We start from the raw sequence: 14,832 nt of genomic DNA, 5'->3' as shown, positions 1-14,832 counted from the left end.
CACCCCGGAACATGAAAGTCCTCTCGACCGCTAGCTCGATGGCCAGCGTGCGGGGCGGCGTAGTCAGGGCTTCCAGCCCTGACTGTTCCAGCCCCGACACCGTCAGGCCAGGATGGCCTGACTACGCACTTTCACGGTAAAGCCCCTCCCACGGGGGACCTGCGGCGTTGCCGCTACTCGGTCGGTGCCCAAAGAGCGCCCAGGTCGATCGTCACCGCATCGAAGGGCGCGACCGACACCGGCGTCGCGCCGGCAAAGCGGCCAATCTCCCGCCAAGCCCCGGCGTCCAGGGCGTAGGCCTCCAGGGTGTGCGCGACCGGGTCGATCAGCCAGGCGTGGGGCACGCCGTACCGCGCATAGATCGGCATCTTGATCCTGCGGTCCTTGCTCTCGGTGGAGGGCGACAGAATCTCGCACACCCAATCCGGGACGACCAGCGCCCGGTGTTGGGCCTTCGGAAGATGCGGCAGGCGTGCGCGTCGCCATCCGGCCAGGTCCGGGACATCCACCTCGGTGTCGCGGATGAAGTGAAGTTCGGGCTCGCCCACGATCAGCCAACCGCCCGGACCCCCACCGCGGCCCTTCTGGAAGGGTCCCACCAGTTCTTCAGCCAGCGACGTTTCGGTATAGCCATGCTCCAGGCTGGGGCGCGGCTGGGCGTAGAGTTGACCGTTCAGGATTTCGCCGGTCAGTCCTGCGGGCAGGGCTTCAAGCTGTTCATAGAGGCTGGGGCTGGCGTGCTGGTGCGCGTGCATGACTCGGGCTCCCGTGCCGGGTTGATCGATGAAGCTCAGTTGAGGTCGGTCGGCGGGATTCGCCACCTGGCGCGGACGCACGCTCGGATGACCGCGCGGTCCGGACGCCGTGAGCGGGGGCCGGGCACATTGCTGATAATGTACCTTATCTCAAGCCGGTCATGGTGACCGGCGCCTCGCGCGCTAACCACTGGCTTACCGTAAAAATCGCGCTGGGAGCGCGCTCCAATTCTCCCTCTCCCTCTGGGAGAGGGCGGGGTGAGGGAACGGCCATGGCGCCCGCAACTTCCATATTCCGGGGTGGCGCGGGGGCCATGGCCGTTAGCCAATCTAGCCTCCCCACCCCTGCCGCATCAGGTTATCGAGATCCCGGCGCGCCAGCACCGCCGCACAGTCCCGCCAGGCATCGTCGGTGGGCTTGATGCTGTCGTTGTAGCGCAGGTCGAAGCCCGAGGCCTGGCGGCGCGCGGCGATGTACTGGTCCATCTTCTCGCCCAGGGTCTCGATATCGTCGATCCAGTCGTCCTTGATGGTGTCCGGCAGACCGCCGAACAGGTCATAGCGGTTGCGCATCCGCTCGGACAGGCGCTCATAGACCTTCTCGTCCACCGTCCCCTGATGGACCAGGTTCAGCAGGTCCACCGTCGCGCGGGTCTGGCCGAAGCGCTTGATGCGGCCGATGCGCTGCTCGAGTTTGGTCGGATTCCAGGGCAGATCGACATTGATCAGGGTCCCCAGGGTCTGGAGGTTCAGGCCCTCGCAGGCGGCGTCGGTGGCGACCATGATGCGGATATCGTGGTCGGCGACCATCCGTTTCAGGGCCTCGCGGGCGATGCCGACCGCCTGGCCGTCCCGATACAGGCGGCTGCGCTGCGCACCGGCATAGAGCCCGATGACCTCGCCCGGCAGCTCCGCGGCCAGGGAGTCGGCCACCCACCGGGCGGTGTCGTGGTACTGGCTGAAGATGATGCAGCCCAGGTCCAGCCAGCCCTCGTCGTTCAGATAATACCGGATCGCCTGCAGCTTCGGATCATCGTCCATGCCGTTCAGGGCGGCGATCAAGGCCTCGAGCGCGGCACGCTCCGCGTCGGTCTGGATCGCCAGTTCGGTCTCGGCATCTTCCGTGTCTTCCTGGACCTGACGCCCGGCGAGCAAGGTAGTCGCGGTATTGATACCGGCGACGCGGCTGGAACAGACCCGCTGTTCCATCAGGTTCTTCATGAAGCCGCCGCCCTGGCCGCGCCTGGCGAGGACGCGCCCGAAGGCGCGCGCCTCCGCGTAGGCACGGTCGAACCCCGGCGCGGTGCGTAGCGCCATCCCCTGGAACAGTGCGTTGAACCGGTGCGGGTCCTCGACCAGTCCCCCTTGCGGATGGACATTGACCGCGACCTTATCGAGCAGCCCTTGGGCCTCCAGGGTCGCACGCTTGCGCAGGACCACATGGCGGACCAAGGGGTTCTCACGTTGAAAGAAAGAGGCGCCGTCGATCACCCGCTCAAGCTCAGTCTCCAGATCGTCGCGCAGCTCCGCGGACAGCAACGGCAAGGCGCCCGCCAGGTGCCCGGTCCGGCCCAGCGCGAGTTCCTCACGCAGGTTGCGGAACAGCCGACGGGCGTTGGGCTCGTTGGTGGACTCCATGGTCGGCAGCGGCGAGCGCAGCAGGCGCCAGCCATGGTTGAGGTCCAGGATCCGCTCCTCGCCGCACAGAATCGGCAGCACCCGCGCCGGGTTGTGCCAGGTGGCCAGTTCATTGCCGAGCACGAAGCCGTTGCTGCCCCGGTGCAGCATCCGCACCAGGTCCCACAGGTCCTCGGCCTGCGTCTGGATGGGCGTGGCGGTGCCGAGCAGGACATGGTCCGCCCGGTTGGCGACCGCGTGCATGAAGGCGAGCAACTCGTTCGGCTCACCGGCCTGCTGGCCATAGCCCTGGCGCGAGCGCGCCTTGTGGGCCTCGTCCAGGATGACCAAGTCGAAACTGAGTCCCGTCAGGACCTCCTTTTCCTTCGATGGCTGCACCATGAGCCCGGTGGAGATGATCCCGATGCGCAACGGACAGCGGGCGATGTGCTCGGGTCCACTCGGGGAGATCGCCCGCTCCTCGGGGTCGAGCCACACCTTGCGGCTGGAGTGCCAGCGGGCACAGGGAATGCCGAGCTTGTCGATCATCTCCGTCTGCCATTGCTCGCACAGGGTGGCCGGGGCGAAGATCACGATGGGCTTGCGGCGGCGCGTCCTGGTTTCAGTCGGCCGCTCGGACAAGAGGCAGAGCGTCAGGGCCGCGGTCCCGAGCGACAGGGTCTTGCCCAGACCGACCTCATCGGCCAGCAGCAGGCGCACCTGGCCATGGTCGTTGTAATGGCGCAGACACTCGGTCACGAACCCCTGTTGCCAGGGTTGCAGGGCCATGCCCTCACGGTACAGCGGGGACTCGATCAGGGCGGCGGGGGCCAGGGTGTCTTCGCTATCGATATCCGGCAGCCCGACCTCGGTGCGCCGGCCGCGGCGTCGGACCTCGCGGACCACCGCCTCCGGCAGAGGACGGGCTGCATTCCACAGGAACTCGAACTCGGCCTCGATCCAGGCGACCCCCTCGGGCGAGTCGTCCTCCCACAGGATCTCGTAATGCTCCTGCCAGCCGTGGCGGGTCTCGTTCATGGAGCCGATGAACCCGACCCGGCGCCCGTCGGCCCGCTCGATGACCCCGGCCTTGCCGTGCACGAAGCCGCAGATGCTGTCCGGTGCCACCCGGATCACCTGGCCGCGGCGGGCCAGGAAGGCGTCGAGGCGCTGGTAGCGCTCCCGGTTCAGCAGCGACTCGGCCTCGATCGAGCGCTCGTTCCAGCGCCCGAGCATCCGCGCCTCGCGTACCTGGGCGACCTTCAGGTCTTCCGGGGTCAGGTCCACGTTGCAGACGATCCGCACCTCCGCCACCGACTCCAGCCATTCGTGCGCGACCTCGAACAGGGAGCTGGTGAAGTAGCCGGCGATGCGCCGGTAACTGCGCGCGCCTTGGAGGTGCTCGGCCAGGAAGCTGCGATCGAGCCGGTCGGTGCGCGAAGAGAGGCGGCGGATGGTCACGGCCCGGCCGCGTCGGCAAAGGGGTTCAGCACCCGGACCCCACAACGTTCAACATCGCGCACATTGCGCGTCACCAGAATCAAGTCGTGCTCTAATGCCGTTGCCGCTAAGAGACCATCAATCACGGGCAATGCGTCTGGGACGTTGTTGTTTCCCCACCGCTCGGCAATAGCGCGCGTTACCGGCAAGATTCGATCCTCAAAACCAACCTGGATAAGTGCCATCCGCCGCTCCAATCGCACGGCTTGATCGGGATCGCGTCGCCGCAGCCGTTCGATGCCTTGGCGGACCTCGCCAAGAACCAGGACCGAGAGGTAGATGTCCCGGCTGCGGGTATTCGCATACCAGGCGACGACGCCCACGTCTGCACGCCTTCTTTTCTGCAATTCAGAGAGTACGTTAGTGTCTATCAGGAAGCCCATTCAGAATCACCGCGGCCGCAATCTCTGGAGCGCTGAAGGTCATCAGCCGTCAAGCCCTCGGTCAGTCCAGCCAACAGGTGCTTGAGATCATCTTCATCGGCCGACAATGCGGGGCTATCGTCCATCAGCAGCAAAACCCGCAGGTGGGTACCGTCCGGTATCGCGTCCGGAAGGCGGATAGAGTTGCTCTCCGCCGTAGCCTCAAACTCGATTGCTTTCATCATTGCTACACCTCTTTGGCATGACGTGGCAGACGATTCTCATGGCATGTCCCGCATCCCGGTCGGAAGGCGCATGCGCCCCGTCCGGAACGTTTTCGGTCCTCTTCATGCCCGCAGACTTTGCTGTCGGCCGCGAAACATTCGGGACGGGGTGAATACCCCGTCCCGCCTGGCAGGCGAACGCCACGTCCCACTTGGGTACCTTTGGGGCTCATTGTAGCCGCTCGTTGCGGATGCGGCTGGCGATGGCCGCGGCGGCGCGGCGGGACTCGGGCGCGCGGGCCTTGGCGGCGATGAAGTCGGCCATGTCCATCAGGATCGGGCGCTTATCCAGATAGTCCACCAGGGCGTCGCGCAGGTTGGCCATGACGACCGTGGCGTCCTTCTCCGCCAGAAACTCTTGGATGGCGATGATCAGGGCACCCAGCGGGGTCGGGCCGAGCTCGGTGCGGTCGGTGAGGTCGCGGGGCTTGAACTCGGTGATGGACTTGAGCCGGGCCGCGTTGGGCTTGATGCTCGCCATCACCGCGGCGTAGTCGGCGACGCGGAACGCCTTGGCGAAGTTCTGGTAATTGTCGAGCTTCGCCGCCCCGGTGGTCTCCATGTCCAACATGCGCAGATAGAAACGCTGCATCCCGCCGATGGCCGCCCAGGTCTCGCGCTCGAGCCCCTCCGGGACCAGGAGTCCGTTGGCAGTCTCGGCCGCCTGTTCGACGATCTCATCCACCACGGTGGTCTCGCCCTTGCGCCGCGGGCGCAGCGCAAAGGCGGTCACGTCCTCGCCGCCGATGCTGGTATAGCCGGTCAGCACCTTGAGCGCCGCCGCGTAGCCCGCCATCTGCAGGTCCGAATCGTTGAAGACCGGGGCGCCCATCTTCGTCTGCGTCTCGGTGTTCAGGTGCATCATCTGTTTGATCTGGGCGTCCACCTCCCGTTTGACCTCGGGCAGTATCCGCTGCTTGAAGCCGGGGCGGTCACCAAAGGGGCGCTTGCGCAGCATCAGGATCACGGTGCCCTGTACATAGCCGCCCTTCTTCAGTTCTGAGGTCGTCTCGGTGGCGATGTACCAGGCGCCGACTACCTGTAACCCCGATGCCCAAAAGATGCTCACCATATCGGACCAGACCCCCGTATCCTGGTGGGTGAACATCACGCACTGCATACCGTCATCTGGCATGTGCTCGGTCATAGTCCGATAGGCGTCTACCATGTCCCTGCGAAAGGCGTCGCCGGAACCCTTGATAGCGAGGTCGCGACGAGAATCCCAGGTCCATTCACCAAAGGGCGCTGGTGGATTATTGCGTAGCCACGCGATAAAATATTCCGTAATCTCATGATAGTTTACCGCATCGGCGTAGGGCGGGTCTGTGATAAACAAATCGCAATCTGACCCCAAGTCTTTCGCCAAAGCCGCTGCTATTGTTGCGGATGTGGATAAAGGAAACGTTTCGTAACTCTGAGTTAGCGTATGCTCAGCGACCGAACGATTTGCCCAGTTATAGAGAGTATTCAGAGCCTGATTAGAGAAAACGTTTGAAGTGAAATCGGTTCCACCGGAGCCGGAATACCGAATGATCCAGCGCGACAATTTTGAACAAAAATCGAGTGTTACGCACAGCGCAGGCGCTTTCTCCGGGCTGTTTGTAGCGCTTTTAAGCGTATGCAAGAAAAATAAATCGCGCGGCGTGAACAAATGATGCCAATACGTCCAACCTCGCTCTCGTATAGGCTGGTCCGTATTATATCCTGGCTCAACGGCCATGTCTGGAATACTCCCAGACTTCTGCCAACGAGCGAAATTTTCTGCGACAATGCGTTTGATCCGGCGCTCGCGATCCAGATCGTCGTCGGTCACCGAGGCAAAGAAGGTAATTTTTCGGGATTGGCCCAGCGACTCTCTGGTAATCCATTGGATACAATAAAGTCGTTCCTGAAATACGTCATCCAGACGAGGCTGAAAGTCATGCTTTTCCCATCGGCGCAAGCGGTTGGCGGCATTGCCATCAACATCGCGGTAATCCCCACGAAGCGTCTTGATCGGGGTGCGATAAACATTCCCATCGAGCGTATAAATTAGATTTCCGTTCTTAACCGTACCGCTCTTAGCTTCCTCGATATCCGCCGAAGAAGCATCAGTGACTATTTCTATAGCGAAACGTCGGTTTGAGTGATCAGGCACGAGCTTAGCCACAGCCCTGTTGGCTACAGAAACCACCCAACTTGGAGACATAGGTATCATCCAGCCGGTTTCCGGACAGCGCGTCTCCAGACAATAGAGATACGCCTTGGCCCGGTTCCCCTGCGTATCGTGCTCGATACCAAGTCTTGTAATGATACGATCGACCTTTTTCGCCACCTCCCGCTGCGCCCGCTCGATCTCGGCGCGCTTCTCGGCCGGGGCGCCGATGATATTGAGCGCCCCCCAGGTCAACATGCAGGCAATAGGATTCAGATCCGAGGCATAGACATCGCAGCCCAGCCGTGCCGCCTCAAATGGGATAGACCCGCCGCCGCAGAAGGTGTCGCCGACCCGCGGCCGGTGGCCGTAGCGCAGGATGCCCAATTGCTCGACCAATTCCTGGTGCGAATGGGCGTCGATCCCCAGGTGTCCCAGGTGGGCATTCACCGCCGGCCAGATCGGGGCGTAGAGTGCCGCCTGATCCAGCTCCTCCGGGCGCTTGCACAGGGCGGCGCGCTCCTCATAGGTGGGCCAGGTCGCCAGGGCGCGGGCAAGCAGGTCGAGCTTGTCCGCCTCGTCGATATCCCGCCGCCAGCGGATGTTGAGCCCCGGGTAGAGATCCAAATCCAGCGGGAACTGGGCGTCGGCGATTTTCTGCTTATCCTGCGGATTGCCCTTGAATGAGGCAGTGAAGTAGTTCCAGGGTTCCTCCAACGCGACCCGTTGGGCGATGTCCGCCGGACTGATCTTCGGCTCCCGCCGCGCCAGTCCGCCCTCGTCGAAGGCCATCAACTGCTCGAAGACCTCCAAGTCCTGCTCGGGATCATCGGTCTGCGGCAGCAGGCTGCCCAGCACGATGGCGCGTACCAGGATCAGCGGCTTGCGGCCCTTCCAGTAAGAACCCAGTGCGGTGAGCGTCTGCCCTGCCCCGGCCTTGCGCTCACGTTGCGCCTCGAACGAGACCTTTTGCGCCGGAAACACCGCCTCGATCAGGGCCGGGGCGTCGCGCAAGGCGAAGGGCTGGAGTCGGCATGGCCCGCCGGCCGCGTCGCTCGTTACGTCAACCGTCATTCTGCAATTCCCGAATTTGTCTCACTGGGGCGCGGAGAAGAAGATTCTCTCACAAAGACACAAAGACACAAAGACACAAAGAAGAAAAGAAGAAAAGAAGAGGAGTAGATCATGGAAAGCTGGAACGTTATTCAAAGAAGCCCATTTCACCTAATGATCCCGGCACAGACCACTTCACCAGCTCCCGGGATGACTCCCTAATCCTCTCTTGCTAATCTTCTCTTCTTTGTGCCTTTGTGTCTTTGTGAGAAAATTCATTCTTCCGTGTCTGCGTGCTTCTCGAAGACCTCCAGGTCCCGCTCAGGATCGGCGGCTTGCGGCCCCTCCAGTAAGAACCCAGTGCGGTGAGCGTCTGCCCTGCCCCGGCCTTGCGCTCGCGCTGCACCGCGAAGGATATCTTCTGCGCCGGAAACACCGCCTCGCTCAGGGCCGGGGCCCCTCTGAGGACCAAGGGTCGGAGACTGGGGGCGGCCAGGTCGGGGGTGGGCTTTCGGGGCGCTGGTGCCTGAATGGGTTCTTGAATTTCGGCCTTGACCGTCGTTCCGGCCGCAGCGCCCGTAGGGTGAGCCGCGCGCACCCTTGCCACCGCGATGCCGTTACGTTCCAGCGCAAGGTGCGCGCGGCGCACCCTACGCCGATCGCCGGCCGCGGTCGGAACGACGATCAAGGCCTGCATTTCGCTGGTCTCAGGTATCCATGGTGACAATGCCGTTACGCAACTGCTAGTATCGGATGAACCGGGAGGAAACACCATGCCGCCAGCCCAAGAACCCGCCGCCATGTCCGACGAGCCCGACTTGCCGGAACAGTCCTTGCTGCGCGTCGGCGCCGCGGCCTTCGCCGCCTTCCAGGCCCGACTCGCGGCCCCGCCGCAGCCCAATGAACGACTGCGCAAGACCATGCAGAGCGTCCCGGAGTGGGAGCGTTCAGTGTAACAGCCGGGCGCCTGGTAATGAAATACAGCGAATTCAAACGGTGGCTGGCAGCGCAGGGGGCAAGATTCCGTCCCGGCAGCGGCAGTCACTTGCATGTGGAATTGAACGGCAGAAATTCGGTGTTTCCGTTCCACGGATCAAAGGAGATTCCCAATCCCCTCGTGAAGGCAATCAAGAAAGACTTAGGTCTGGATTGAAGGAGACCCCTCATGCTGTGCTACCCGGCAACCCTGGAACGAGACAATGAAAGCGGCGCAGTGCTTGCGGGCTTTGCCGATATTCCCTTCGCCCATACGGTGGGTGACGATGACGCCGAGGCGCTGCTGAATGCCGTCGACGCCCTGACCACGGCGTTTGAGGTCTTCGTCGAACGGCGTGAACGCATCCCCGAACCATCGGCGCCGGCTAACCATCAGCCGGTGGTGGTCCTGCCGGTGGTCGTCGCGGGCAAGGTCGCGCTCCACAACGCGCTCATCGCCGCGGCCATGCCCAAGGCGGACCTGGCACGGAAGCTCAATATCGCTCCGATGCTGGTGGACCATCTGCTGTCCTTTCGGCACCACAGCCGCATCGAACAGATCGAAACGGCGCTGGCGGTGCTGGACAAGCGCCTGGCGGTTGAGGTGGTAGAGGCCGCCTAGTTGATAATCCGACAGCCCCGGCCTAGAACACGAGCGTTAAATTCGGACCCGTTCCGCGCTTCTTTAGCCCCGACAGGGACGCAAGAAAGCGCATCCGCGACGCTTTGTCATAGCCAAGCTTCGACAGCGCTTGGCCCACATCCGACGCGGAATATCCGCCACCGGGCTTCTGAGTGCACATACCGCGGATCTGCTTAAGTACCGCTTCAACCCCAGCCCCGGGAGACTGGATCGCTCGATGGTCAGGCGGAATCGTGGTCGGTGACTGAACAACGACGGAACGCGGCTGAGCGACGGCAATCGGTTTCGTTACCACGGGCAGCAATATAGTCGTGAGTAACGGGTTACGAGCTGTCGCGATGTCCCCGTCGGCATAGGCGATCAAGGTCCTACAGCCCCGCATTCTTGCCTGTTCCGCCGCGCCGATCACAAGGTCATCCCGAGAGACAATAACCACCACCGCGTGATCGCGAATATGCCGCTCCAGATCTGCCCCCAACGCCAGAATCAGGGCCAAATCCGCCCCCTGCTTCCGGTTAGGTACCGTGAGCGGCCGCACGAGGAGATCAGGAAGTGCGGAGACCAGTCCCTCACGCCAACTATCGACTTGCTGGCCATGATTGTTCCCCGCAATGGCGGCACTGACGACGCGCGCATCGAAGTCGGTCCGAAGCAGGCTCAGCAGTGCCTTTGCGCACTGAGGAGACTGGTTATCGGCATCAATGTACAAGGCTACTGAGGTCGGCGCGGCACCTGTGGATACAGCGGCCTCGGGGATACGGTGTTCGTCGGGTAGAGCGGCATTCATGGTACGGACCTTAGGTTTTCCAGCGGTTGATTACGGCGCGCTCGGGTATCAGGGCAGATCCTTGGGGTCATGCCGACGCGCCTGACCCAGCCAACGATCGCGGTTACCGTGACACTTTCAATCATCGAACAACGGCAGCGTACCCTGCCCCCCCGGCCCCGCCTTTCCGACCAGGGTCCGCGGCTTGAGCAATTCATTCTGCGCCGTATCCCCCAGGGCATAGCGCAGGGCGACCCGCCAGCCCTGGTCCGCATCGCCGATCCCGCCGACCGTCGCGGCGGTCATCCCGAACAGCCACCAGCGCTCCTCGGGGCGCAGCGCCAGCCAGTTGCGCACGGCGCTGCCGATCTTCTCGGAGTCCAGGTGCTCGATGGCCCAGGCCAGGACGCACAGTTCCTTGCCGAGCAGGCGGTCCACCGGGGTGTCGCCGATCTTCCAGGTGCCGGTGGCCAGGTCGTGTTCCTTGAGCCGGGCGTTGAAGGCGCGGCCAACCTCGGCACGGATGGCCGTCCAGCGGTGCCGCTCCAGCAGGACGCGGTCGATGACCTGCTCCCGGGCGGTCTCGGAACCCATGCCCAGGTGCTCGCGGATCAGCACGGGCGCCGCGTTGCCGCGCGGGATCGCGACGACGAAGTGGTGGGGATCGGAGGTCGCGGGAACGCCGAAGCCCAGGGTGGGGTGGGCGTAGGCGGGGTGCTCAGGTTGGGTCACTGGGATTTCTCTCACGCGGACACGGGCGCGAAGCACAAGAAAGAAGATTCTCTCACAAAGACACCAAGACACGGAGAAGGAGAGAATGGGCGGGCGACCAAGCGTACATAATAGTATAGCGAAATGGCAGCCTTGATTTCCGAAGACCTTGGCGATTTGCGCCGAATCGTGGTGGTTGCCGGGGACGGGCCTATGTCACGCCCTTTCAGGGCTGGACATCGTCTCACGAAGGACCCAGGGCGTTGCCCTGGGCTGGTATATCACGCCCCTTTGGGGCTATGGAACCCGTCAGCGCGCAGAGCCTTAATTTCATTCTTGTCTTCTCCGTGTCTCCGTGTCTCCGTGAGAGAATCCTCCTTGCGATTGGTAGACTGCGCTGCGCCTGTCCACCCTACGGTGCTCTCAGCGCCGTTGTCGTTGTCGTTGTCGTTGTCGTTGTCGTTGTCGAGGTTATCGTAGCACCCTGGATTCTCTCGCACCCCGAATTACATCGCTTCTCCGATTACGACAACGACAACGACAACGACAACGATCGTGCTTAACACGTTCTCGACTCTACTAATCCTGAATGACATCGCCCGACTTGAGTTCGACGCCCGCGATCTCGGCGAACTCCTTCAGCGCAAACCCATCGCCGAAGGTGACGCCGCCCTTGATCAATACCTGGACCGCCGCTTTCTCGTCCCCAAGGGCCGCGCGGATGCCGCGGATGGCGGTCTCGATCGCGGCGGCCGTGAGGCGGCGCTCGTTGAAGCGGATCTGAACGGCGTTTTCGCCCTCGCCCAAGATGATCTGAACGCCGCACAGCAGGGTGTCGGTGCGGTCCTTGAAGCGCTGGATGAAGCCGAACGCCTTGTCGGTCGTGTCGATAGAGACCCGCTTGGTAGCGGCCAGTCGTGCCGGTTTGCGCTCGTCGATGATGACCCGGTCGTCGCCGGCCGACGGGATCTGGATCTTGGCGCCCTTTTCCACTTCTCCGGCCTTGGCCGCAATCAGGATTGTGCAGCCCTTGGCCGGCACCTGGAAGGGGTCAGTGTAAATGATCCCCTCTTTGGGGTTGGTGCCGTCCAGGGTGTAGCGCATCTCGGCATCAGGGGTGCAGCGCAGCGCGACCTTGCGGGTGTCGGCGATATTAAGGACCTCGTGGCGGATGGTGAGGTCCACGGTCCAGCGAGTCGGCTCGCCCACCTGGTACTTGCCGGCACTGTCCACCGCGATGAAGTACAGGGTCGCCTCAGGGGTGCGATAGTCCTCGAGGTCTTGGACCTGGTGGTCCTGGTCCGACACCGCAGCGGTCTTGGCAACATAGACGCGGGGGCTGTCACCGGCGTTGCGGGGTGTGAGCGACAGGGTGGTCTCGCCGGTCTCACGGTTGGTCCCCTGGGGAGTCACGTTCACCGAGGTCTTCGCGGCCGGGAAGGGTCCCTTCTCGATGTGCCCCTCCGGCGTCTGGCGCCAGCGGCCTTGCTTGAGGGCCTCATCGCGGAGCTGTTCCAGCCCACGCGCACCCGGCATCCAGGGCCAGGTCGGATCGGTTTTGGCGCGCATGACCAGATCGCGCCAGGGGCAGCGGCGATCCTTGGCGGGCCACAGGTAGGTCTCGGCCATGGACCAGTAGGCCGGCAACTCGTCGGGCATGTCCAGGGCGAGCTTGTTGTCGCAGCGTCCGCTGGCCAGGAGCTTTTCGATCTGGGCCTCGGCGGCATGTTCGCCCGTGCCGAAGGTCAGGCCGTTGTCGATGGTGGCCATGACCAATTCGCCGCGATCCCCCTCGGTGCCGCCGGGGAAGAAGAGCCGGTTGTAGGCGCCGGAGACGGCCTTGGTGAAGCGCTCGGACAACTCTTCGAGCTTGTCGCGGGCCTCCTCGAAGAGGGTGTCGCCCGGCTTGAGTGTGCTGAAGATTTTCTCGACGGCATACAGCTCCCGCAGCCTGGCATCGACCTCGTTTGCCAGGTGGCTGTCGTGTCCGGACAGGATCAGGACGTTGTTCTTTTCCTGCTGGAACACGAAGAAGTTGCGGATCTGCTCCGGCGGGGTCCGCCCATCCGGTTGCACCACCAGCAGGATGCGCGCACCCGCGAGCCGCACGTCATCCAGGCGCGGCATGATCTGGACCTCCTGATAGGCCGCCTTGGACTTGCTCTGGGCCTGAAAGAGCCCGGTCAAGCGGTTGATCAGGGCCTGTTCCAGCTTGGGTAACGGAATCAGCTTGGCGTCGCGCTCGATGCGGCGCCCCAGATTCTCGGTTTCCTTGAAATAGAAGCTTTCCCCCTCCCGATGCAGATACCAGGCGCGGTCGCGCAGGCGCTCCAGACCGGCCAGGAACTCGTCGGCCTTGCGGTAGGGTGCGACCAGGTATTCGACGATCTCGGCCTGGGTCAGGCCGGTGTGGGCACCCACGGCGCGGGACAGGGACGCGGACAGGATCAACTTGGCCACCTGGGTGGCGGCGTCGCTGCCCAGATCGCCGTCGATCTCCTCGGCGCGGGCGTTGCCGTGGTCGGCGATGTCGTTGACCACCGCGGGCAGGAGCGCCGGGTTCACGCGCTGGATCTCCTCGCGGACCTGCGGGTCGTTGAGATCCAGGTGCTGGGTGCCGATCAGGAAGACGTCATTGGCCTCCCGGTTCCAGACGCTGCGCAGCAGCCGGGCCGTGAACTGCATCAGTCCACGGGTCTGGCGAAAGCCCTCGTTCTCCTTGAACAGCGCCACCAGGTTCTTAAACGAGGGGTGGAAGGGGTAGGTCGCCCGGACTTCCTCTGCGACCTGCTCCATGGACCGCGCGGCGATGTAGCCGCCGTCCTCGGCCGCCTTGACCTGCTCGGCGAAGGCCTCACCGACCGATTCGATCAGGGCGTCCCCGGGCAACTCGGTGAACAGGCGCTTTTTCAGGATCTGGTAGATCTCGTTGCCGGCGAGTTGGACCGGGGTGATGGTCTGGGCCTGGCGCCGGGACTCCTGCTGGAGGTTCGACATGATCCGCGCCAGGTCCTTGGTCTGGGCCTCGTAGCTGCCCGACAGGTTGGCGATGACCACACAGCAGCGCGGCAGCCGGATTGCCGCGGTCAGCAGGTTGCTGATGCTGTAGGTCACCAGATCGGCCAGGGACCCCTTGCCGACCGGGCGGGTATCGGCGTTCAGCAGATAGGGCGGCAACTCGTCGAGCAGGATCAGGGTCGGCGCGTCGCCGATGATGTCCAGCCACTTCTTCTCGTCGATCCCACGGGGACCATCGATCCAGTAGGGGCGCACCAGGTCGGCCTCACCCAACTGTTCGGCGATCTCACCCCAGATATAGTGTTCCGGATCGTTGCGGCCGTTGAAGGCGGCGATGCGGGCGGGGCCAAAGTCCAGGCGTGCCGCAAGGTCGGCTGGCAGCACGACAGGACGCAGGTGCGGGTGTTTAGCCAGCAACCCCAGCGCCACCATGAGGTGGGTCTTACCGCCGCCCATGGCCTGGGCCAACTCGAAGGCGGCCTGATCGGACTTGCCGGCGAGCCGCAGCAGGCCCTCGCGGAACAGGGTATCCATGCCCTGGGTCACGTAGTTGCGGGCGAAGAATTCGGCCCCGTCCCCGGCCCCGCCGATCAGGTCCGAGAGGTTCTCGATGGCCTCGGTCATCCGGTAGTCGTAGACCATCGGATGGATCTTGCAGGCGTCACGAACGGTTCCAAGCACGTCAACCACCCCCCGAGGGTTCCGGTACGCACGCGCGCGTCGCGTGCAGATGTCACTGCGCGGGGTGCCCGCCCCCTGACCGGGTCATCCTACCCTATGACAAGACGGGCGTGGCGCAAAAGGCGCGCCAAAGTCGCGCCGGGGCCCGGCCGCGAGGTCGGCGAGCCCTCCCGGACCCTGGGGTGCGATCAGAACTGCTGTGTTGACGCCAATCCCGTGCCCTACAGCGAACGGACCTTCTCACGGGCCGGGCGTCGTTGTCGTTGTCGTTGTCGTTGTCGTTGTCGTTGTCGTTGTCGTTGTCGTTGTCGTTGTCGTTGTCGTTGTCGTTGT

The 14,832-nt window shown here is 63.6% G+C and carries 13 protein-coding genes; 3 read left to right on the top strand and 10 right to left on the bottom strand.

Translation table 11 applies throughout. From position 1 onward, the window contains the following. Positions 1 to 173: 173 nt before the first annotated feature. The 6 genes from QZY48_RS10300 to QZY48_RS34750 form a co-directional block, all read right to left on the bottom strand. Positions 174 to 755, bottom strand: a complete 582-nt coding sequence (locus QZY48_RS10300; protein ID WP_295430733.1) for a Uma2 family endonuclease — start codon at positions 753 to 755, stop codon at positions 174 to 176. Between the two features lie 330 nt (positions 756 to 1,085). Then, entirely contained in the window at positions 1,086 to 3,833 is a 2,748-nt protein-coding gene (locus QZY48_RS10295; protein WP_295430732.1) for a phospholipase D-like domain-containing anti-phage protein, read from the bottom strand. Continuing rightward, complete coding sequence (locus tag QZY48_RS10290; RefSeq protein WP_295430730.1) at positions 3,830 to 4,255, bottom strand: type II toxin-antitoxin system VapC family toxin; 426 nt, start codon at positions 4,253 to 4,255, stop codon at positions 3,830 to 3,832. The genes QZY48_RS10295 and QZY48_RS10290 overlap by 4 nt, the downstream gene beginning before the upstream one ends. Further along, on the bottom strand, positions 4,243 to 4,479 hold the full coding sequence (locus tag QZY48_RS10285; protein WP_295430728.1) for a hypothetical protein: 237 nt from the start codon (positions 4,477 to 4,479) through the stop codon (positions 4,243 to 4,245). The genes QZY48_RS10290 and QZY48_RS10285 overlap by 13 nt, the downstream gene beginning before the upstream one ends. A gap of 208 nt (positions 4,480 to 4,687) precedes the next feature. Further along, positions 4,688 to 7,666, bottom strand: a complete 2,979-nt coding sequence (locus QZY48_RS10280; protein WP_295430726.1) for an anti-phage-associated DUF1156 domain-containing protein — start codon at positions 7,664 to 7,666, stop codon at positions 4,688 to 4,690. A gap of 271 nt (positions 7,667 to 7,937) precedes the next feature. After that, a complete protein-coding gene (locus QZY48_RS34750; protein WP_366929665.1) occupies positions 7,938 to 8,402 on the bottom strand; it encodes a DUF1156 domain-containing protein in 465 nt (154 codons plus the stop codon). Positions 8,403 to 8,478: 76 nt separating this feature from the next. Between QZY48_RS34750 and QZY48_RS10275 the strand changes: the two genes are divergently transcribed. From QZY48_RS10275 to QZY48_RS10265, 3 genes are read left to right on the top strand one after another with little or no spacing between them, the layout of a single operon-like run. Further along, the gene (locus tag QZY48_RS10275; protein WP_295430724.1) at positions 8,479 to 8,661 is read left to right on the top strand and encodes a DUF1778 domain-containing protein; all 183 of its coding nucleotides are present in this window, start codon (positions 8,479 to 8,481) and stop codon (positions 8,659 to 8,661) included. A 17-nt stretch (positions 8,662 to 8,678) separates the two neighbouring features. Continuing rightward, positions 8,679 to 8,858, top strand: coding sequence for a type II toxin-antitoxin system HicA family toxin (locus QZY48_RS10270; RefSeq protein ID WP_295430722.1), 180 nt, complete (start codon positions 8,679 to 8,681; stop codon positions 8,856 to 8,858). 12 nt (positions 8,859 to 8,870) lie between these two features. After that, a complete protein-coding gene (locus QZY48_RS10265) occupies positions 8,871 to 9,302 on the top strand; it encodes a type II toxin-antitoxin system HicB family antitoxin (RefSeq protein ID WP_295430720.1) in 432 nt (143 codons plus the stop codon). A gap of 22 nt (positions 9,303 to 9,324) precedes the next feature. On the opposite strand, the gene QZY48_RS10260 is transcribed toward QZY48_RS10265, so the two are convergent. The 4 genes from QZY48_RS10260 to QZY48_RS10245 all read right to left on the bottom strand — a co-directional run bounded on the left by QZY48_RS10260 (position 9,325) and on the right by QZY48_RS10245 (position 14,499). After that, on the bottom strand, positions 9,325 to 10,110 hold the full coding sequence (locus QZY48_RS10260; RefSeq protein ID WP_295430718.1) for an NYN domain-containing protein: 786 nt from the start codon (positions 10,108 to 10,110) through the stop codon (positions 9,325 to 9,327). A 117-nt stretch (positions 10,111 to 10,227) separates the two neighbouring features. Continuing rightward, positions 10,228 to 10,821 (bottom strand): anti-phage-associated DUF3780 domain-containing protein, encoded by a 594-nt coding sequence (locus QZY48_RS10255; protein WP_295430716.1) that lies wholly within the window; start codon positions 10,819 to 10,821, stop codon positions 10,228 to 10,230. 260 nt (positions 10,822 to 11,081) lie between these two features. Continuing rightward, positions 11,082 to 11,300 carry a hypothetical protein gene (locus QZY48_RS10250; RefSeq protein WP_295430714.1) on the bottom strand — a complete coding sequence of 73 codons (219 nt, stop codon included), beginning with the start codon at positions 11,298 to 11,300 and terminating at the stop codon, positions 11,082 to 11,084. Positions 11,301 to 11,379: 79 nt separating this feature from the next. After that, positions 11,380 to 14,499 (bottom strand): anti-phage-associated DUF499 domain-containing protein, encoded by a 3,120-nt coding sequence (locus QZY48_RS10245; protein ID WP_295430712.1) that lies wholly within the window; start codon positions 14,497 to 14,499, stop codon positions 11,380 to 11,382. Positions 14,500 to 14,832: the final 333 nt, after the last annotated feature.

This window comes from uncultured Thiodictyon sp., assembly GCF_903828115.1.
Lineage (GTDB): Bacteria > Pseudomonadota > Gammaproteobacteria > Chromatiales > Chromatiaceae > Thiodictyon.
Note: the sequence above shows the minus strand (reverse complement) of the source record. Positions and strands in the feature narration are given on the sequence as shown.

Bases quoted from the DNA above. Each gene is read 5' to 3' on its own strand.
- QZY48_RS10300 (WP_295430733.1), bottom strand. From the start codon at position 755: ATGCACGCGCACCAGCACGCCAGCCCCAGCCTCTATGAACAGCTTGAA.
- QZY48_RS10290 (WP_295430730.1), bottom strand. From the start codon at position 4,255: ATGGGCTTCCTGATAGACACTAACGTACTCTCTGAATTGCAGAAAAGA.
- QZY48_RS10285 (WP_295430728.1), bottom strand. From the start codon at position 4,479: ATGATGAAAGCAATCGAGTTTGAGGCTACGGCGGAGAGCAACTCTATC.
- QZY48_RS34750 (WP_366929665.1), bottom strand. From the start codon at position 8,402: ATGCAGGCCTTGATCGTCGTTCCGACCGCGGCCGGCGATCGGCGTAGG.
- QZY48_RS10275 (WP_295430724.1), top strand. From the start codon at position 8,479: ATGCCGCCAGCCCAAGAACCCGCCGCCATGTCCGACGAGCCCGACTTG.
- QZY48_RS10270 (WP_295430722.1), top strand. From the start codon at position 8,679: ATGAAATACAGCGAATTCAAACGGTGGCTGGCAGCGCAGGGGGCAAGA.
- QZY48_RS10265 (WP_295430720.1), top strand. From the start codon at position 8,871: ATGCTGTGCTACCCGGCAACCCTGGAACGAGACAATGAAAGCGGCGCA.
- QZY48_RS10260 (WP_295430718.1), bottom strand. From the start codon at position 10,110: ATGAATGCCGCTCTACCCGACGAACACCGTATCCCCGAGGCCGCTGTA.